This is a genomic window from Microbulbifer variabilis, assembly GCF_056232115.1.
On record NZ_CP174325.1, the window covers coordinates 4,097,165 to 4,116,583 of the forward strand.

Below are 19,419 nucleotides of genomic sequence, written 5' to 3' on the forward strand. Positions count from 1 at the left end.
AGCACTGGTGGATAGCTTTTCCCAGTGCTTGGGTTGCTCCCACCTACACCCTAATGATCAGCAAAAATTTCTGTTAGCCATTCAATAAAAGTCCTAACTCTAGGCGACAGGAAACGATTCTGAGTAAAAACTACAGAAACCGGTTCACTTGGTGGGCGAATGTTAGGTAACACTTCTACTAGATTGCCCTCAGTTAGATCCTTTTCAACATGAAATCTGGGGAACTGGGCCAGGCCAATCCCTAATTTAACGGCATCCCGATAACTCTCCGTACCCGTTACCGTGATAGGCGCTATAGCTTCCATGGTTTCAACCTTGTCCCCGACGCAAAATGATAGCGGCGTTGACTTCCCCGTTGTTATCGAACGGAGGGCCACTGCGCGGTGATGGCTCAAGTCACGTAGGGATTTCGGGGTGCCGTAACGCTCAAGATAACCCGGTGAAGCACAGGTGAGTCTGTCCAGCATTGTCAGACGCCTCGCGATCAACTCACTATCGGCTAAATGACCATATCTGATCGCACAGTCCACTCCTTCCTGGACCAAATCAACCCAGCGATCCCCTTCGCTCATCACCAAAGTAATATCGGGGTAACGTTCAAAAAATTGCGGAAGCTTAGGCATAACGAAGTGGCGAGCAATTGTTCCCTGTACATCGACACGAACCTCCCCTTTCGGCAACGAGCCCTTAAATGCACCTTCCGCTTCCTCTACATCCGAAAGTATCGTTAGACATCGCTGGTAATACAGCTCCCCATCCAGCGTTGCTTTTACCTTGCGTGTGGATCTCTGTAACAACCTCACACCAAGCTGCTTTTCAAGCTTATTGATCACTTGTGTAGAGGTAGATCGCGGAACATCCAAGTCGCATGAGGCCGCGGTAAAGCTGCCACGCTCAACGATTCGAACATAGAGCCGCATTGCATCCAGCTTATCCATATTAAGCCCATTGTTTATCTATTTAGAACAATAGGTTCCATTTTAGCTAGATTATCTACTCAAACCACGAGCTTATTCTCTTCGGGAACATTACTCATAGAGTCACAGCTGTGACTCCAATCAGCTTGGAGGTCATTTTGGAAAAAGTTGCACTAGTCACCGGCGCTTCCAGAGGCATAGGTGCGGCTATTGCCACCCGACTGGCAAAGGACAACTTCACAATCTTGGTTAACTTCGTTGGCAACTTCAATGCCGCTGAAAAGCTGGTCAATCAGATTGAAGCGGCCGGAGGAAAGGCCGTCACCGTTCAGGCAGACGTCAGTGATTCCAACGCAGTTACTAGATTATTTGAATCTGTGGAAGCCACATTTGGTGGTATTGATGCTGTTATCAATAGTGCTGGCATCATGAAGTTAGCGACTTTAGCCGAAAGTAAAGAAGAAGACTTCGACACCATGGTTGCCGTCAACCTTAAAGGTACATTCAACACAATGCGGGAGGCCAGTAAACGCCTTAGACAAGGTGGGCGAATTATCAACTTGTCCTCAAGTGTTGTAGGCCTATATATGCCCACCTACAGTATCTACGCAGCAACCAAAGCCGCCATTGAGGCGATGACACAGGTAATGTCCAAAGAGATGCGAGGACGAAATATTACCGTTAATGCTGTTGCCCCGGGACCAACAGCAACCGAACTTTTCCTCGATGGCAAAACTGATGAGATGGTGAACAGCCTCGCCAACTTGTCTCCACTGGAGCGACTGGGAAGCCCGGAAGATATTGCAAACACGGTTGCCTTTTTGGCCGGGGAGCAAGGGGGATGGATCAATGGGCAGGTGATTCGGGTTAATGGCGGGATTATATAAATCCAACCTTAAGCCCGGTTCATTATTCGCAGCAGTTTAAGGAACTTAAGCTGCTGCTATTGATTATTTTTCTGACTTGGAAAGAAAGCCGATGTCCTCCCTAACCCAGGCGTTAAACCTAAAGCGCAGTAGAGATACCTTTATTGCTGCAACTATTGCCAGTGCCGCCGCCTTTACTTGCCTTGCAACAAATTTAGCTCCGTGGGCAATGTTTGTCGGCTGGGTTGTCTTTTTCACCAGGCCCACCTCTATTTCCAACACATTAACCGGTAGTATTTGTGTCACTTTGGGAATTTTACTCGGCGTAATTGCTTCTGTAATAAACAGTGCGTTACTGCCTGTAATGGGTAAAGCTGCCTTCGCTGCGACAGTATTTATTGTAGCTTTTATCGTGGTTTCCCTCAGGGGAAAGCCCATTATCGGCAATATTGCCGCTTGGTTTCTGGGGTTAATTACCTTTTTTGCTGCACATGCCGAGACCACTTATATAGGAATAGCCTCACTGATCGCCCCTGTTCTCCTGGGAATATCCTCAGGCCATTTATGTACCTATCTACAATCCCTACCAGGGAAAAATAAAGCGGATTAATCTGCTTCCAATTCTCTTAGGCGCTGGCGAATAATTTCAGCCAGCCTTCTTGCTCCTGGGCCTGTAGTCTCGCGATCGGCAAATATCAGGTACATAGACACCTGCCTTTCATTGCCACCGCGTAAGGGCAGTGGCTTTAAGGTGCCCTCTTCCAGTTCCTGTCTAATTTTCTCCTCCGGCAGCCAGGCAAAACCATAGCCACGGCAGGCCGCGCCAATGGAGGTGGCCATATTGCTGACAGTCCAGCGTTGGGCCACATCTACCGTATGGGTCCGACTGGTTCTCTGTGAGCCTGTATCCCGCACCACCAGGTGGCGATGATTGCGTAAGTCTCGCAAGGTCAGCTCTCGCCCCAATTGGTGTAAAGGATGATCCGGGTGGGCAACGGGAATGATTCGTACCGGGCTGTAGAGCAGCTCACCATTGAAGCCTTTGGGAATATGTGGGCTGATAGCGAAGTCGATCTTGCCCTGCTGCAGTGCTTCAGGCCCACCGCCGATAACGGTTTCATAAACTTCAATACGGGTCTGCGGGCTTTCCTGGCCAAACTGGTCAAGGCACTCCAATAACAACCAAGTGGGAAAAAAGACCTCTATGCCGATAGCAATTTCTGACTCCCAGCCAGCAGAAGCCTTACAGGCTGCAGCCTCTAAAGATGCGGCATCCTCCAGCAGCTGCCGTGCATGGCGGTACAGCATATCGCCCGCTTTTGTCAGCACTGCTTTGCGGCCACTGATAGTGAATGCGGCCACACCCAGCACAGACTCCAGTTTTTGCACCGCATAGCTTACGGAGGACTGGCTCTTATGCAGGCGTTCCGCCGCCTGGGCGTATCCTCCGCCCTCAACAACCGCTACCAAACACCGCCATTGCTCGAGCGTAATTTTCGGGTTTGAAGATGATCTGGCAAACTGATTAGTCATAAATCGGATATTTCGATAGATTTCAGTGAAATTTTCTAATTTTTAATCGATTTAACCAATGTTTCAATAGTGTTCAAGCTAATTGATTCACTAGGAACCAGTCATGACAAAGTTGCTCAATATCCAATCCAGCATGTTCCAAGCCGGAGGACAGACCTCCCAGCTGGCTGCAAAGTATATCGAGAGCTGGAAAACGAATAATCCGGATGGCGAAGTAATTCAGCGTGATCTGGTGGCAGAGCCGGTGCCCCACCTGTCTCTGGAGCGCTTTCAGGCCTTCACTACCCAGGCTGAGCAGCGCACCGCAGATCAGCAAGCTATTGTTGATTTTTCGGACAAACTTATTGAAGAGATTACTTCGGCAGATGTGCTGGTACTGGGTGTACCTATGTACAATTTCACAATCCCCTCCACCCTGCACACCTACTTCGACCATATCGCCCGAGCCGGCGTCACCTTCCGCTACACAGCGAATGGTCCTGAAGGATTGCTGAAGAACAAGAAAGCAATCGTCTTTGTCGCTCGAGGTGGCTATCACGGTGACGATCATGCGCAGAGTGCCTTTCTACGTCAGTTCCTCGGCTTTGTAGGTATCACCGATGTTGAACTTGTTTACACGGAGGGGCTTGCGACCGGTGAAGAGGCAAAAGAAAAGGCCGTCGCAGCTGCAAATGAACGTATTACTGAGCTTGCTTAAACCTGCAAGTGCTACCGCATTCATTGGAAATAAAAAAGCCAGGCCCTATTATCCGGCCTGGCTTTTTCAGATATAAATTTATACAGCTTCTACAGCCTCAGTCTCATTGCGTTCAGGAGCATCAGCCTGAGATGACTCTTTATTATTAGCCTTTCTCCCAAACAGTCTCTGCACCACCACAAAGAACAAAGGAATAAAGAAGATTCCCAGCAGCGTGCCCACAACCATTCCCCCCAGTACCCCGGTTCCAATTGCGCGTTGCGCGCCAGAACCTGCACCAGTGGCTATCGCCAGCGGAAGAACTCCCAAACCAAAAGCCAAAGAAGTCATCAGGATAGGGCGCAGGCGATCGCGTACTGCACGCATAGTAGCCTGCACCAGCTCCATACCATCCTCTAAGTTTTGCTTGGCAAACTCCACAATCAAAATGGCGTTCTTACTGGTTAAGCCCACAGTGGTCAACATGGCCACCTGGAAATAGATATCCCTTTCCATCCCCCGCAAGCTATTCGCCAGCACCGCGCCAAGAATACCTAAAGGCGCCATTAACAATACGGCTGTTGGTACTGTCCAGCTCTCGTAAAGTGCGGCAAGGCACAGGAAAACAATCAGTAATGAAAGGGTATAAAGCAGTGGTGTTTGTGCTCCGGCGGCACGCTCCTGATAAGAAAGGCCACTCCACTCAATACCAGCACCCGCCGGCAACTGAGCTACCAGTCTCTCCACTTCTGCCATGGCCTCACCAGAGCTGACTCCTGGAGCTGCCTGGCCGTTGATTTGCATGGATGGCACGCCGTTGTAGCGCTCCAGGCGAGGAGATCCGTACTCCCAGGAGAAGCTGGCAAAGGAAGATAGAGGCACCATATCGTCTTTGTCATTGCGCACAGACCAAAGCTGGAAGTCTTCCGGCACCATGCGATATGGCGCATCCGCCTGCATATAAACCCGCTTCACCCGGCCGCGGTCGATAAAATCATCGATGTACGAGCCACCCCAAGCGGTACTCAGCGCGCTGTTAATATCGGCAATAGACAAGCCGAGGGCCGCAGCCTTGGCGTTGTCAATTTTCACCCGGAACTGCGGCGTATCCTCCTGGCCATTGGGGCGTACGTTAGAGAGTAATTTGCTCTGTCCAGCCATTCCCAAGAATTGGTTGCGCGCAGCGGTAAGCGCTTCATGCCCCAGGTTGCCATTATCTTTTAAGTAAAAGTTGAAGCCACCGGATGAGCCCAACTCTGGTAGGGGCGGCGGTGCGAAGGCAAAAGCCATGGCATCTTTGATTTGCATCAGCGCACCCATTGCGCGCATGGCTACCGCTCCGGCACTTTGCGATTCCTCTTCCCGGTCGGACCAGTCTTCCATATTTACAAAGGCGATACCGGTATTCTGGCCGCTGCCAGCAAAACTAAAGCCCTGTACCGAAAATACCGACTTCACGATACCCTGCTCGTTGTCCAGAAACTGATCTTCCACTTTGCGGATAGATGCCATGGTGCGTTCCTGGGTCGCACCTACAGGTGCCTGCACCATAGAGAAGAGCACGCCCTGGTCTTCATCCGGCAGGAAGGAGCTGGGTAAGCGCAGAAACAGGAAGGCCATCACGGCCGAAAGGGCCACAAACAACAGCATAAAACGGCCGCTGCGTTTTAGAATGCCCTGCACTCCGCCCTGGTAACGCTGGCTGCCGCGCTCAAAGTTCCGATTAAACCAACCGAAGAAGCCTTTCTCACCGTGGCTTTCCCCTTTTGAAAGTGGTTTCAGCAAGGTGGCACATAGTGCGGGGGTCAGGATAATCGCCACTAATACGGACAAGGCCATGGCAGCAACAATGGTTGCTGAGAACTGCCGGTAAATTACGCCAGTGGCGCCATCCATAAATGCCATAGGCACAAACACTGCCGAGAGCACCACGCCGATACCTATCAGTGCCGCAGTAATCTGCTTCATGGATTTTTTAGTTGCTTCCTTTGGTGACAACCCCTCTTCACGCATCACCCTTTCTACGTTCTCCACAACCACAATGGCATCGTCCACCAGCAGGCCGATGGCCAACACCATGGCGAACATAGTGAGCATATTGACCGAAAATCCCAATGCCGCGAGAACCGCAAAGGTTCCCAGCAGTACTACTGGCACTGCAATCGTGGGAATTAAGGTTGCACGGAAGTTTTGCAGGAACAGATACATCACCAGGAAGACCAGCACAATGGCTTCAATCAAAGTACTGATCACACCTTTGATGGAGACCTCAACGAAGGGCGTGGTATCAAAAGGTACGACCGAGGTAAGTCCCCGCGGGAAGAAAGGCTCCAGCTCCTTGAGCTTTGCTTTAACGCCCTCTGCGGTATCTAACGCATTGGCACCAGTAGCCAGGTTAATGGCAATACCCGTTGCCGGTTGGCGGTTGTAGCGGGAGATAAACTCGTAGTTCTCTGCCCCCAATTCAACACGGGCGATATCGCCAAGCCGCAGCAGGGAGCCATCATCATTGGCACGGACCACAATTTCCCGGAATTGCTCCGGGGTTTGCAGGCGTCCCTGTGAGGTAATGGAGGCATTGAGTTGTTGCCCCGGCACTGCCGGCGCACCTCCAAGGCTGCCCACGGTAACCTGGGCATTCTGTGCCCGCACTGCTGCGGCGACATCATTCGGTGTCAGGTCGTAAGTGGTCAGCTTATTGGGGTCAAGCCAAATACGCAGTGCATACTTGGAGCCGAATACCTGCACGTTTCCAACGCCCGGTACCCGGCTAACCGGGTCCACAATGGCTGAATTAATATAATCGGCAATATCGTTGCGATTCATACTGCCGTCTTCAGATACAAAGCCCGCAACCATCAGGAAACCGCCGCGGGACTTACTGACGTTGACCCCCTGTAGCTGTACCTCTTGGGGCAACAATGGCATTGCCAACTGCACCTTGTTCTGGACCTGTACCTGCGCGGTATCTGGATCGGTACCATTCTCAAATGTCAGAGAAATGGAAGCACCACCGTTGGATTGACTGGTAGCAGACATATATAGAAGGCCATCCAGGCCTTTCATATTCCGTTCCAGGATCTGTGTAACGGAGTCTTCGACCACCTTGGCAGAAGCGCCTGGGTAGTTCGCCTCAATATTGATAGAGGGCGGTGCAATATTGGGATAACGCTCCACCGCCAACTTGCTGATGGACAAAGCACCAGCCAGCATTGTGATAATTGCCAGAACCCAGGCAAAGATGGGTCGGTTGATAAAAAAACTCGCCATAACCCCTACCCTCAGGAACCCTGCTCAGCTGTGGTTTTTTCATCGCCAATTGCTGCAGGTGGCTGTTTGTCCTCACGCTCACTCGGCTGCACCGGGGCGCCGGGGCGGATTTTCTGCAATCCAGCCACCACGACACGGTCGCCGGGCTCAAGCCCCTCTTCTACCAGCCATCGATTGCCAACTGTGCGGCTTACCCGTACTGAGCGCTGAGCAACGATATTCTCTTCATTGACCACCATGGCTGACGTATTGCCTTTCGGGTCCCGCGCAATACCTTGTTGAGGCACCAAAATAGCGTTATCGCGTACACCGCTGCCCACTATTGCACGCACATACATGCCCGGCAGCAACATATTATCCGGGTTGGGTACAACTACCCGTAGCAATACGCTACCAGTTGAGGGATCAACACTTGCTTCGGCAAACTCGAGTTTGCCCTGGTGTTCAAACTCACCGCCATCTTCCAGCAGGATCTTGACCGGCAGATGAGTGGCATCCGCCAGTGTGCCGGCCTGGAGAGCCCGGCGAAGGCTTACCAACTCTGCAGCCGACTGAGTAACATCCACATAAATGGGGTCCAGCTGTTGCACTGTGGCCAAAGTTGCGGCCTGATTGGCCGTCACTAGTGCCCCCTGGGTTACAGAGGATTTACCAATTCGGCCCGTAATCGGGGAAGTAATTTGGGCGTAGTCCAGCTGTATCTCAGCCCGGTGCAGCTCCGCTTTAGCCTCGGCTACATCTGCACGAGCTTCCTGCAAATCCGCCTCAGCCGCATCATTTTCCTGCTTGCTAACGGCTCCATTACTTATTAAGCCTCTAGTCCGTACCGCCTTCAATCGCGCGATATTCATGGCGGCGTTGGCACGCTGTAACTTCGCGCGGGCACTGTCCACATCCGCTCGGTAAATGGCATCATCCAGCTGATAGAGCGGCTGATTTGCATCGACACGGCCACCTTCACGGAACAATTGCTGTTTTATGATGCCATTAACTTGCGGGCGAACTTCCGCCACCTTGAAAGGGGAAGTGCGCCCCGGCAACTCCCTTGTGAGGGTCACTGGCTCAGATTCCAGCGTGACAACTGTAACCTGAGGCGCCATCATCGGCGGTGAAGCGGCCTTTTCATCGCAGGCCGCAAGAACAGAGGATGCGACCAGAAGACTGATTAGCGCTTTTTTATTGAACATGGTTACCTCAATAAGGGCTGACTACCGGTATTGCGGGTCAGTTGCGGGGAAACATGAAAAGAGACAGGAAAGTCTAGTTCTAGTTGCTTGACATTTTATGTGCACGCATGAAATTCAATCAACTGTTCATCAGCGCGTAATAATCGACTAAGATGCACTTTCACCCAGTGTTTTCAAGGGTTTGCACGAATATCTCATTTAGCTACCGTGCGGCGAAATGCGGTGAATATGCGGTCAGATGAGACAAACATGATTAGAAAAGAAGCTGCAGTCCCCATGACCAAACTCAGAAAAGAGCAAACAGCGGCAACTCGTGAGCGTATCCTGGACGCCGCGATGAATGTATTTCATGAATTCGGGGTATCACATGCCTCCCTTGCAGAGGTGGCTGAACTGGCCGGGGTAACCCGTGGCTCGATCTACGACCATTTCCGCAGTAAAGCTGGATTGCTTAATGCCTTGGCAGAGCGCATGGAACTTCCCGGTGAGAGACTATGTGAGACTGCCGGGAAAGAGCTGAAGGAAAACCCTTTGGGAACCTTGCGTACCCGCTGGGTTTGGTTGTTCCATGATATTGCCTGCAATGAACAATGGCAGCGGGTCCTCGAGATTATCTTCCTACCATGTGAAGCTGTCAGTGAAGTGTGTGAATCAACCCGGCGTATCAAGCAAGGCCGCACTGCTGGCTTAGAGCGCATGGCCAACTTAATGAAGATGGCAGTTACTGCAGGACAATTGCCTGCTGACTTAGATGTAGATCTGGCGCAACAGATGCTACATGGTGGTCTTTTTGGCGTATTGGAAGACTGGCTGCAGTCTCCACGAATTGAGGATTTGGGTGAACTGGGCGAGCGTTACATCGACACGCTACTAGATATGATTCGCTTTTCTTCTACTATGCGTTTGGACCGGCAGCAGCGAACCTTGCACTGATTTTGAATACTCGCGCACAAGATGTTCATTAAAACTCGAATTCGGTTTCTATGGCTGGCTGGCAGACGCCGCCGATATCCATGTGACGCAGATTAAGAGGTAGGAGGCTGGTAGCACACAGCCCAGCCCACCTTGGAAGGACTGGTCAGCAGGCCAAGCCCAACGACGAAACTATTCGATAAGAACGAGCGCGGCCCCAACGACAGAATCCGGTGGCTGTTCGAGGCCATTGAGCAGTTATTGGGCGAGGAACAGCAGATTATCCGGGAAATGATGGAAGGGATGATCTTTCGGCGCTGGACGCGTACCGGATAATAAAAGCCCCGCCAGATTACTCTGCTGGGGCTTTGTGGGTTTTCTGGAGTGATGATTTCCTGAATTCAATCAATCCGCTTGGCTGCTTCTAAACCCAATAACAATATAACTTCTGGTTCGGACTCGAACTGAGACAAACGCACCCCAGGGAAAGGCCCATTTACCCGCCGAATACGCGCCGAGAATGCAATGCGCTCGCCAATTTGAGTATCAGTCCAGGAAGACTTCTGAGCGCCATCAACATTTAAAAAAACATTATTAGCAATCAATTTTTTTGAGTCGCCCAAAGTTATTTTCGGATCATCCATTTCGACTGACACTCCGAGGGCATACTCATTCGTCAAGTCTATGCTTTTCACAACCCCAGACCAATCAACCTCTTTCCCGCCAAACACAGCGCTTAGGTCACGATCATCAGCCCCAGACAAATACTGCTCAACTAGGGCTCTCAAAAATTCTTGCCACGACAAATGACTCATATTAAAACTCTCACTCCCAGGGCCCGAATGTTCCAGCATTAATCGAATCCCTCAACATGTTCGCCCTCTGTTGCACTTCAAAAGCAGCTCTTGGGGCACTGCCCCGATAGATTACACTGCCGAGGCTTTTTCGGGATTTATATGCTCTGAGTTTCAAAGCTAAGGATTTTCAACCAGCCACGCCTTCCGAATTAGCGATTCTCATTCTAGGAATGAGGTAAAGCATCGGGTGAAAGTGATAACTATACCTACACTCGATTCCGCTCCCAAAATTCGAAAAAGTAAGAGTCATACTTTACTCTTACTCACCCTCATCAATCTCTAGAATGACTCCCTTTCCCACAACCCTATCCAACTCCTGTATTAAAAATACATCACCAACTTTCACATCTTCTTTTATATGTTCCCAGCTAGCAAAATTTATATTTGCATTGATCACCTCACCCGGGAAATGCTTTTTATCATCCCCATATGAATGCATACCGCTAACTAAAAAACTTATACCGTCAAATTTATGATGGGGGTTATATCCACTCCTAACACCATTTGTCTTTGGACTATCCACATCATTGCACAACTCGACCCGAGCCAAAACATGCCTTGTAAATTTTCCCACAACTTACTCCAAATGATTAACTACTGATATTACTGCGGAATTGAGGAAATCTAATTACTTTTGCCCGTTAACGGTAACAACGCCACCTTTAAAAATAAATGGGTCAATTTTTCCTTTTGAAAAATGAAATTGTTTTAAAGAATTTTTTTGGACAGTTACCCTCAAGATAGCCGCATATTCAGGATTTGTATTCGCATACTTAAGAACCTCATCAAAACTCATTCCGAATTGCTTCATTTCACTACCATTGGGACCAAACTCAAATTTTCCCCTCATGGTTATAAGGCTATGGTATTCATCGGGGCCTACTGCCCGATATAAATCAACCATTTTATCCCCTTTGGTTAGCGTCTTACCAAAGGGAACCATCCCTAATAAAATACCTCCCCCTTCAAGCCATCGATTGACAGGTTCTCCTGTTATCAAATCAGTGCCAGTAAAAACTTGCCCCAAGCTTTTTGCTGAGCCAACTCCCGGAAATAAGTCTGCAATTAACGATGCACCTGCATCAACGCCAGAGCCGTCAAACTCAAAATTTGAAGTCGGGTGGCACGAATCGCAAGCGACATTGGAAGACCCAGTAATGGGCATGAAATCATTACTATGCCCATTAAATCAACTACTTAGGTTAGTCTCGCAGTTTTTCCCCAGCAACCAACCTTATTTGATCAGAACCCTTACACATCTGAATGAACTCCTCCCGAGTATCCGGTGGAGGGCTATCGAATCCCACATAGCCATATTCGCCACCCACCAACTCCGATAGTTTGTTAAGCCAACTCTCACTCCCATCAGCCGGAACAGTTATGCCTGCAATCATACATCCATCTTCAGTAAAAAAACTCATCGCACTCTTCACAACACTATTGCCGGTGCCATCCCAGTAAACTGAGTACGATGCACTTTCGTCTTTTTCTAGTACTTGAAGGAGTTCATCACTGGTATCGTACACACATTCAGGCTCATCACTATACTCTGGATATGGATAATCCTCCGCGACCTCTTCTCTGCTAGGAAGCAACTCATCCAAGAACCTCAACACTAATTTTTTAGTTCTTTCCTTGCAAAGAACATAAATTTCTATCAGCTCCACTTATATCCCCTATCTAGCCTTACCGGCACTGATAAATTGACCACTCATAGTTTCGTAGTAATAGTAGTTAGTACCTTGTAGATTTGATTCGTAGTAGTTCACGCGAGTTGATTTTCCATTAAATGGTTTCATTCGAGTTCCTAAGTGAGTACCTGTTTCTCGAATATGCCCTACAACGGAGTTGAACTGCTTCCTCAACGCTTCCGCATTTCCCTGCTTCCATTTTGGCAGTCCAAGTTCAGCAGCATGACGAGAGTAGGAATGTTGAAAGGCTCTTCGTTGCGCCTTTGTCATTTCCGCCCAAGGTACAGTGTGTCCTATACGGAGGTGCCCTAGAGCTTTCGGTCCTGCCTTTGTAGCACTACTTACTTGCCTCATAGCCCCCATTGGGTTTCTGGCAAATAACCCAACCAATATCGAAGCCGGCAAAGCTAAATCATGGCCAAGCTGTGCCTCTGGAGAAACCGGCGCTTCAAATGGAGACTCATAATCAGCTCCCACTAAATTTGCAGGTGACAACTCCCCCGGGTAAAGCTCAACAAAAGGGTTAGGTGAATCGTACCAAGCCGAGGAAGCAAAAAGGTCAAACATACCTTTGAGGAAGCCACTACCTATTCCATCGGAGTTTCCACCACTCTGCCCAGATGAACTAATCTGCCCCCAACCTCCACTTTCTGAAGAAGCAAACCCAGATGCACTAGGCGACTGACCCAATGAAATTACTGAATTAATATAAGTCTGGCCAGTGAAAGTTCTTCCACCCGGTCCGGTTGGGCAGGACCCGCCTTCAGCACAGGGTGGTAGACAACCTCTACTTTCTAGATTACACCTACTTCCGAAATTTACGGACATATACCCTGTCGGGTCTACAAGAGAAAGAGGGTTATTTAAAACGTAAGAATAACGGTTATAACTTTGCGAATTTTTTGGGCTTTGAATAAATGGATCAGGACTCAAAAATCTGCCAAGACTTGGATCATATACACGCCCATTCATATGAATGAGCTGAACACCATCCAAATGCTCATGATCCGTATAGCCTCGAGCCGTAACAAAGGGCACATAGTCTTCACCCTCTTCTGCGCCATTCCATAATGTATCACGCCTCTTTCCCCAGGGGCCATTTGACATCCACTGCACATCATCATTACTGTCAGCGTTAGCTCCAGATTTTGCCACTATAGAGCCAATGTGATCACGATGTTGGTAAAGGTAATAACCAGATGAAGCATCACCTTCTTGTATATATAACGCATAATCCCCTACATAATGAATTTTTTGCAGGATTCCGTTAAAGGTGGTTTCTTCATAAACACCGAGGCTCGCATAGATAGTTGAGCGGCCGCTACTATCAGTACGCTTAACACGACTCTGATCTGGGCCATACGTGATTTCGGACCAACGGGTTACACCATTAACAGTATTTTCTATGCGGGTAGGCTTGTTAAATGCAGCATAATCTACAGCACGGTGATTGTTACTGTCCTTAGTTGAGCTGGTCAAACTACCATTCTGATTATAATAGTTGGTATATCCACGAGCGCTGGTTACCGCATTAGGACCCGCCCCGTTTTGACCGTATTGATAAATATCAGAATTATCATACAGTGTTTTTACATTACCCAAAACATCATAGCTAAAGTCGTTGGGTGCGCCAATACAATTGGTAAAACATGATTTTGACAGGCGATTCACAGAGTCATAATAAAAGCTCTGGGTTAAGCCGTTCTTATTATCTCTGCGCTGGTCCAGATTACCTAAACTATCAAAATCATACTCATGACTCTGAATAAGGAAACTCCCCTTTTTTGCTACAACACTATCAATATATCCATTCGTTGGCTTGTATATTTGCTTGGTTACAACTCCGTTCCCTAAGGTGAACTCTGTTAGGTTTCCGCGAGCATCTTGCGAGTTCGCACTCCATAACACTTGACCATCATGAGCATTTTTTACTTTAACCATATGTCCATGGCTATTGTAATGATTTGCGATCGTATATCCTGTTGGATAGGTGGTAGCAAATGCCCTATTAAATGAATCATAGTGTTGACGAGTTATATAGCTTTTACCGTCAATAACCTGTTCAACTGACTCTGGTTGTGAAAAAGACGAATAACTATAATTTTCTGTATAGGCCGAGCCGTCTGAATTATAGCCACTGAGCGTTCCCAGTAGCCCAATACCATAAAGTTTATCGTCATAGGTCCAGCTGTGAGTAAGACCTGATGAGCCGTGAACCGCTGTAGCATTGTCAGTTCGCGCAATAGTACGCTCCAATTTATCGTAACTAAACCGAGTAACATAGCCTTCTGCATCAGTTTGAGCTGCTATTAAACCTAGCGGGTTATAATCATATAAGACTGTACCTGTGTTCGGATCACTCAGTAATGTTTTTCGCCCCAGTATATCGTACTCAATATTAATCAGAGTGTTATTATCATTATCAACCTTGGTTGACTGTAAATCTCCAAATGGCCAATAAGTATAGTCAACTTGAGTTCCGGCATTGTCCAAAGTTTTCATTGTCCAACCAGCGCCATTCACAAACAACCTGGTTGTTTGTACTTCCGACGGACTATGCTCTGATAGAACAGTTTTGGCAACTACTGTTTCAAGACCTTTATAGGTTGTTTTAACAGTGGATGAGTCCGCTTTTGTCTTTAGTTCTTCTCGGCCAAGCAAATCATACTTAGTGCTAACTTTATACTGTGGATCGTTATTATAAAAGGGAGCAATCTCAGAAGTAATGAGTCCTTGCCCATTATAGGCCTGATAACTGTAAATAAGAGCGCCCAGCATATCCTTTGTTCTGTTCCCTAGCTCTCGCTCGAAACTGTCAAAGTATGTCCTAACAGAAGGCGACCCTGTCGTTTTGCTTTGAATATAAAACTCAACATTTGGGTTATAGCTAAAACAGCTATTGCCACAATTTCGATAATCAAAATCTGTACGAGTATTATCAGGATGATCTATATGGTCCACCCGCCCAACACTATCATATGATATTTTTGTAATAAGATTATTTAGATCCTGAATTTCAAATGGCAAACCAAAATCTGCACTAAATTTAGTGATTGCACTTTGGCCTTTAGGGTTGGTATGGGTTACTTTGCGTATACCATTGGCATCAAAGTTTTCAATATAACTCTCCGCACGAACGGTAAAATCCAGACCATCATAAGCGAAGCTATTAAAGCTTTCAGCGATACTGCTTATGGAGCCATAGTTGTTATAACCATACGTTGTAATTAGTTTTAATGAAGCAGAGCCCTCAGGTTCAATTGTTTTTGTTTTTATTGTTCCGTTGTTATTATAGGAGTAAGCTGTAGTTCGTTTTTTGCTGCTAACTGAAGTGCTACTGGCACCCACTGATGCAGTATCCTCTACTCTCTCAGGCAAACCCAGTATCCAGCTATCATCTGACTTTGTACTGAATATTTGGCTTTTTTGTTTATGATGTGCAGTCACACTAGCCTGGCTAGCATAGGTATCACAGATTACCTTGTGGGAATTGAGCAACACACCATCGGTATGATAATCCACATCACTAGTTGTAGTGAGTACAATATCAATATTTTCTACAGGACTACAAGAAAAGCTTGCAGAATTATGGTTTCGAATAATTGTATCGGAAATTTTACTACCATTATATAGGCTATTTCTTACCGTACTTTGCTCGTATACATAAGGAAAATAATGCGGACTACTAAAACCAGCATCCACATCATCACTATAAGTACGAATTTTCCACCGATACTTAGTGTCACTTAGTACATCTAACGTACAAGTGGAAGTATCAGCGGAATTAGAGCAGTTCTTGAAACAGTCTACATAGGAGCCATCTACCGCACAGACTTGCTGTCTTTTAAGTTGACCGGCCAAAAGATAATTATCTTGAGCCACCTGATGGAATTCTGACACTGTACGTATTTTTTTAGCCTGCCCCTCGTGGCTCACAGTTTCTATAACTCTGGCAAAACCTAAAGAACCATAGCCCGTGCGGTGCCTAACAGGAGACTCATATTTATATTCCGCAACTGTGGTACCACCAATACCATTACTTTCCTCTAGTATGGTTACAACATACGGTAAACTAGACACGGGGACTGTATTTTTGGGGCCTGCACCATCAGGCGCTATATCCTCATTATCGTGAGAATCGTAAACTTGCCTTATACCCAGCAAATTACAGGAGACATTCCCTTTGATCGCCAGATCACACGCTGTATCTAGAGGTCGATATTGAACCTCCAATTGTTCGCGGCCATCAAAATTAACACTTTCAATACGAGGCTTTCTAATATTATTGCTAGTAGTAGTTAGCCCCTGTGTATCATTAGCAGTAGAGCTACCATCATGATCAGCAAAAAAATCGACCATACCGTCACGGTCAAGATCCAGCCATGCGCTAGTTCGCCAATCGGGAACGGCATTAATATGTTCGTAGTTTTTAGGTGAACTATGAAGTAATTGACAACTGGAGAAAGATTCTCCCTTATTAAAGCGCACAGCTAAGTATGCAGATTTTTTATCTTCTCGCTCAGTGAGATATTCACAATTAGCATTAACTATATACAACTTATCAGTTAACCCGTCACCATTATAGTCAACGAGAAATCTTCCAAGAGTGCTCTTACGTTGCTCTTTGGGTACTTGAGTTGTCGCGCTCTCAATTCCGGGGTCTGTCGGAGCAGCAACCCAATCATCCCCTGTAGAATACAGGATCCGATTGTAACTAAACACCATATCTGCCAAGCCATCCCCATTCATATCCTGCAGTTGCAGGTTATCTACTATATCGGGAAAAGGCTGAGCGGGTCCAAAGCGGGTAAACTCACCATCATAAGAATAGTCTTCTGGTGATTTTAAAATAAATCCATTACCGGTATTAATCGAGACATTTCCCAGTACATCAGCCATATCGGGTAAGCCATCACCATTAATATCCCCTATCCGTGTTGAGGGGTGAGATGACTCTCCATGCCACCATTGCGCAAACTCCGAAAATCCACTACCCGTATTCAAGGCTACCGAGCGATCTTTTAATGGACCCTTTAAATAATTTCGATAACGCCCGTCAGTCGATAAAGTGTAACGACCAATACCGTATCGAAAAACATCAACCAAGCCATCACCATTCATATCCTTAAATACTAGGCGATAAGGCTCAGGGGCTGTGACACTTTGTATTAATGTTTCTGGCCAAAGATGCGATTGCGAACCTGGACTTCCTGTATGCAAGGTGATTTGCTCAGAAGTAAGGGAATAAGCTCCACTATAAACGTAACCACTACCAGTATTGAGAAAAGCTTTAGTGCCAGCAAGCCCCATCCAAGAGTTTGCTATGAGATCAAGTTTACCATCTCCGTTTATATCCAACGGGATGAAACCAAAATATCTTAGATCTCTTGTTGTCGGGATAAGTGACTCCGAGAAACTTCTATTATATTGATAATAAGTAATAGTTCCCGGTGAGCTTACATCACCTACTTTCACCATAGTGCCCGTTGCATCTTTAACGTAAAGAGTGTCATTTCGGACAACAGGGTAATCTACTTTATAATCGCCATTAAAGTCAGCTAACCATTCTGGAAATACTACTTCATCAAGAACCCAGCGATATTCACTACCCAAAGGTTTATTGGCATATGTGCTACTCGATGAGGAACTCCAATCAAAAGATAACGGCTGCCCGCAATCTGTGGTCGACCCTCCATAGCATAATGTGACATTTTGCAGCTTACTGGTACTGGTTGGATCAGCATTGATATTTCCATCAACAGCTTGGTAGTTGAGACTATAACGGCGAACTATATGACTGGCGCTACTCTTTACTGTTATATTTTTTAGGCGCTTATCTACTCTATGCTTTCTACCTGCTATATAGCTTTCGCGAACATCTACTCTGGGTTCATAGGTGAAAATCAGCGCATTATTAGTCCCTTGTGCAACATTGTGCTTGGTATAATCAATCTGACTGATTCGATGGACACCTGCAGAGGTATCTTTTTCATAGGTATACACCATGTAATTGCCGAAGACGTCCTCACGCTTAGCAATCCGCCAGTGAAGTGTTTTATTATAACCGTCTTCAAATTCAGCATTGGCCGAGCCCTTCGCACCATAATGAATTTTTCCCCCATCCCTTGACTCAACTCGCCAATAGTCTGGTACCGCAGCCTCCCCCCCATAAGCTCTCAGGCGCTGAAATGACTCTGATTCGGTACGATATTCACGATAACTTATTCCCCCGTGAGAACCTGAACCAGTCTGAACAAGACGGTGTCCATCCAGACAGAATTTATAAGCATCTCCCTTATTAATGCCGCTTATCGTACCATCTCTCACTTTACTAGCGCGACATCGTGATATCTTTGACTGGCCACCAATATCCCATCCCCAACCCACTACGCCATTTCGACGATTACTGTTGTAATTCAAATTGACTTGGGGCTGCAGGCCATTAATACCAGGTGGAACCTCAATAGGGATCGTATAGTTAAACGATCCATCTTTACCCACCAAATGCTGACCGGTGAGTTTACCTCTGTATAAAGATTCGGTCATCAGGTCATTCGCCGGGTCTGTCTGCGTGATCGATAGATTACCTATCTTATCAATGAAGACATTGGTAGCGATTATATCCGGCGTTATTGCATCGCCTCCTGCAATTACAGCGTTATGTAGCATACTGCCAACCTTGGCAATATAAAGATCTGTATTACCATCGCCACTGTAGTCCAGATATTGCAAACTTGTCGGCGGTACTTTTTTCAGTAAACTGATATCAATATTTTCACTGACAACCGGAGAGCCATAACTACCGCCTTGAGAAGCATATAAATAACTAGGGTTTATCGGGGGCAGTACGAGAGGTACAACAACCTCTCCATGGATCATTACATAAAGGTCTCTAGCTTTGAGATAAATATCATCTACCCCATCACCATTGACATCACCATAGTAAACATCGTAGTACGAATCATCGATATTCTCCGCAATTAAACTTCCTGCTGAGAATAGTAAAACAAGCAATAAAAGCCTGGATACTAAAGGAATACCCTTCATATAACATCCTAATTATAATCTTATATAATAATTTTTATGTCTATACGCACAAATGAAGCTTAATATTCAGCACATAAACTAAGCTTTCCCTAAGCTGTATGCTCGCACCATCTAACTCTTAGCCGAAGTAATAACGTGGGTACGCATTCTACACGGCAACGTCAAAATTATCGTTTTGCACCACCAAACACCTCCCATCATTTTCGCTGTTATGGCTTCACTTTGGAAGCCCTCCATGTCAATAAGTTAACAACTTCAACTGAAAATTCAGCTTAACTAGCACTACCCTTCCAACTACAAATTTATCCAAGCTCTTTCCCGCTAAAGAGTAGCCATCAAGATGCAGACCATGCGTTTACTTGAAACTACGCGAAAGATGCAATTAGGCATACGATGTCAGTGTTGCTTTCACTCACAATATAAAGAATGGAACTTTCTTCACACCTTACTCATAGCCCATAAA

13 protein-coding genes are annotated in these 19,419 nt (G+C 46.8%); 4 read left to right on the forward strand and 9 right to left on the reverse strand.

The window, feature by feature from the left end; all coding sequences use genetic code 11:
- Positions 1 to 50: 50 nt before the first annotated feature.
- On the reverse strand, positions 51 to 938 hold the full coding sequence (locus ACJJI7_RS18270; RefSeq protein ID WP_444901548.1) for a LysR family transcriptional regulator: 888 nt from the start codon (positions 936 to 938) through the stop codon (positions 51 to 53).
- Positions 939 to 1,075: 137 nt separating this feature from the next.
- Between ACJJI7_RS18270 and ACJJI7_RS18275 the strand changes: the two genes are divergently transcribed.
- On the forward strand, positions 1,076 to 1,804 hold the full coding sequence (locus ACJJI7_RS18275) for an SDR family oxidoreductase (protein ID WP_444901547.1): 729 nt from the start codon (positions 1,076 to 1,078) through the stop codon (positions 1,802 to 1,804).
- Between the two features lie 91 nt (positions 1,805 to 1,895).
- Positions 1,896 to 2,393, forward strand: coding sequence for a DUF1097 domain-containing protein (locus ACJJI7_RS18280; RefSeq protein WP_444901546.1), 498 nt, complete (start codon positions 1,896 to 1,898; stop codon positions 2,391 to 2,393).
- On the opposite strand, the gene ACJJI7_RS18285 is transcribed toward ACJJI7_RS18280, so the two are convergent.
- Complete coding sequence (locus ACJJI7_RS18285) at positions 2,390 to 3,316, reverse strand: LysR family transcriptional regulator (protein WP_444901545.1); 927 nt, start codon at positions 3,314 to 3,316, stop codon at positions 2,390 to 2,392. The two genes, ACJJI7_RS18280 and ACJJI7_RS18285, sit on opposite strands and share 4 nt — an antisense overlap.
- Before the next feature lie 103 nt (positions 3,317 to 3,419).
- Between ACJJI7_RS18285 and ACJJI7_RS18290 the strand changes: the two genes are divergently transcribed.
- Positions 3,420 to 4,013, forward strand: a complete 594-nt coding sequence (locus ACJJI7_RS18290; protein ID WP_444901544.1) for an FMN-dependent NADH-azoreductase — start codon at positions 3,420 to 3,422, stop codon at positions 4,011 to 4,013.
- Between the two features lie 78 nt (positions 4,014 to 4,091).
- On the opposite strand, the gene ACJJI7_RS18295 is transcribed toward ACJJI7_RS18290, so the two are convergent.
- Positions 4,092 to 7,262, reverse strand: coding sequence for an efflux RND transporter permease subunit (locus tag ACJJI7_RS18295; RefSeq protein ID WP_444901543.1), 3,171 nt, complete (start codon positions 7,260 to 7,262; stop codon positions 4,092 to 4,094).
- 11 nt (positions 7,263 to 7,273) lie between these two features.
- Positions 7,274 to 8,449: an efflux RND transporter periplasmic adaptor subunit gene (locus ACJJI7_RS18300; RefSeq protein ID WP_444901542.1), complete on the reverse strand. Its 1,176-nt coding sequence runs from the start codon at positions 8,447 to 8,449 to the stop codon at positions 7,274 to 7,276.
- A 249-nt stretch (positions 8,450 to 8,698) separates the two neighbouring features.
- Here ACJJI7_RS18300 and ACJJI7_RS18305 point away from each other — a divergent pair, with 249 nt between their 5' ends.
- Entirely contained in the window at positions 8,699 to 9,382 is a 684-nt protein-coding gene (locus tag ACJJI7_RS18305) for a TetR family transcriptional regulator (RefSeq protein ID WP_444901541.1), read from the forward strand.
- Positions 9,383 to 9,762: 380 nt separating this feature from the next.
- On the opposite strand, the gene ACJJI7_RS18310 is transcribed toward ACJJI7_RS18305, so the two are convergent.
- From ACJJI7_RS18310 to ACJJI7_RS18330, 5 genes are all read right to left on the reverse strand, one after another.
- Positions 9,763 to 10,215 (reverse strand): hypothetical protein, encoded by a 453-nt coding sequence (locus ACJJI7_RS18310; protein WP_444901540.1) that lies wholly within the window; start codon positions 10,213 to 10,215, stop codon positions 9,763 to 9,765.
- A 262-nt stretch (positions 10,216 to 10,477) separates the two neighbouring features.
- On the reverse strand, positions 10,478 to 10,792 hold the full coding sequence (locus ACJJI7_RS18315) for a hypothetical protein (protein ID WP_282953441.1): 315 nt from the start codon (positions 10,790 to 10,792) through the stop codon (positions 10,478 to 10,480).
- A gap of 54 nt (positions 10,793 to 10,846) precedes the next feature.
- Positions 10,847 to 11,383: a pre-toxin TG domain-containing protein gene (locus tag ACJJI7_RS18320; RefSeq protein WP_282953440.1), complete on the reverse strand. Its 537-nt coding sequence runs from the start codon at positions 11,381 to 11,383 to the stop codon at positions 10,847 to 10,849.
- Positions 11,384 to 11,420: 37 nt separating this feature from the next.
- The gene (locus ACJJI7_RS18325) at positions 11,421 to 11,885 is read right to left on the reverse strand and encodes a hypothetical protein (RefSeq protein WP_282953439.1); all 465 of its coding nucleotides are present in this window, start codon (positions 11,883 to 11,885) and stop codon (positions 11,421 to 11,423) included.
- Positions 11,886 to 11,894: 9 nt separating this feature from the next.
- Positions 11,895 to 18,956, reverse strand: a complete 7,062-nt coding sequence (locus ACJJI7_RS18330) for an RHS repeat-associated core domain-containing protein (RefSeq protein ID WP_444901539.1) — start codon at positions 18,954 to 18,956, stop codon at positions 11,895 to 11,897.
- Between the last annotated feature and the right edge of the window lie 463 nt (positions 18,957 to 19,419).

What these genes read in the sequence shown, in the direction of transcription:
- ACJJI7_RS18300 (WP_444901542.1), bottom strand. Translation starts at nt 8,449, where the DNA reads ATGTTCAATAAAAAAGCGCTAATCAGTCTTCTGGTCGCATCCTCTGTT.
- ACJJI7_RS18295 (WP_444901543.1), bottom strand. Translation starts at nt 7,262, where the DNA reads ATGGCGAGTTTTTTTATCAACCGACCCATCTTTGCCTGGGTTCTGGCA.
- ACJJI7_RS18290 (WP_444901544.1), top strand. Translation starts at nt 3,420, where the DNA reads ATGACAAAGTTGCTCAATATCCAATCCAGCATGTTCCAAGCCGGAGGA.
- ACJJI7_RS18280 (WP_444901546.1), top strand. Translation starts at nt 1,896, where the DNA reads ATGTCCTCCCTAACCCAGGCGTTAAACCTAAAGCGCAGTAGAGATACC.
- ACJJI7_RS18320 (WP_282953440.1), bottom strand. Translation starts at nt 11,383, where the DNA reads ATGCCCATTACTGGGTCTTCCAATGTCGCTTGCGATTCGTGCCACCCG.
- ACJJI7_RS18330 (WP_444901539.1), bottom strand. Translation starts at nt 18,956, where the DNA reads ATGAAGGGTATTCCTTTAGTATCCAGGCTTTTATTGCTTGTTTTACTA.
- ACJJI7_RS18305 (WP_444901541.1), top strand. Translation starts at nt 8,699, where the DNA reads ATGATTAGAAAAGAAGCTGCAGTCCCCATGACCAAACTCAGAAAAGAG.
- ACJJI7_RS18285 (WP_444901545.1), bottom strand. Translation starts at nt 3,316, where the DNA reads ATGACTAATCAGTTTGCCAGATCATCTTCAAACCCGAAAATTACGCTC.
- ACJJI7_RS18270 (WP_444901548.1), bottom strand. Translation starts at nt 938, where the DNA reads ATGGATAAGCTGGATGCAATGCGGCTCTATGTTCGAATCGTTGAGCGT.
- ACJJI7_RS18310 (WP_444901540.1), bottom strand. Translation starts at nt 10,215, where the DNA reads ATGCTGGAACATTCGGGCCCTGGGAGTGAGAGTTTTAATATGAGTCAT.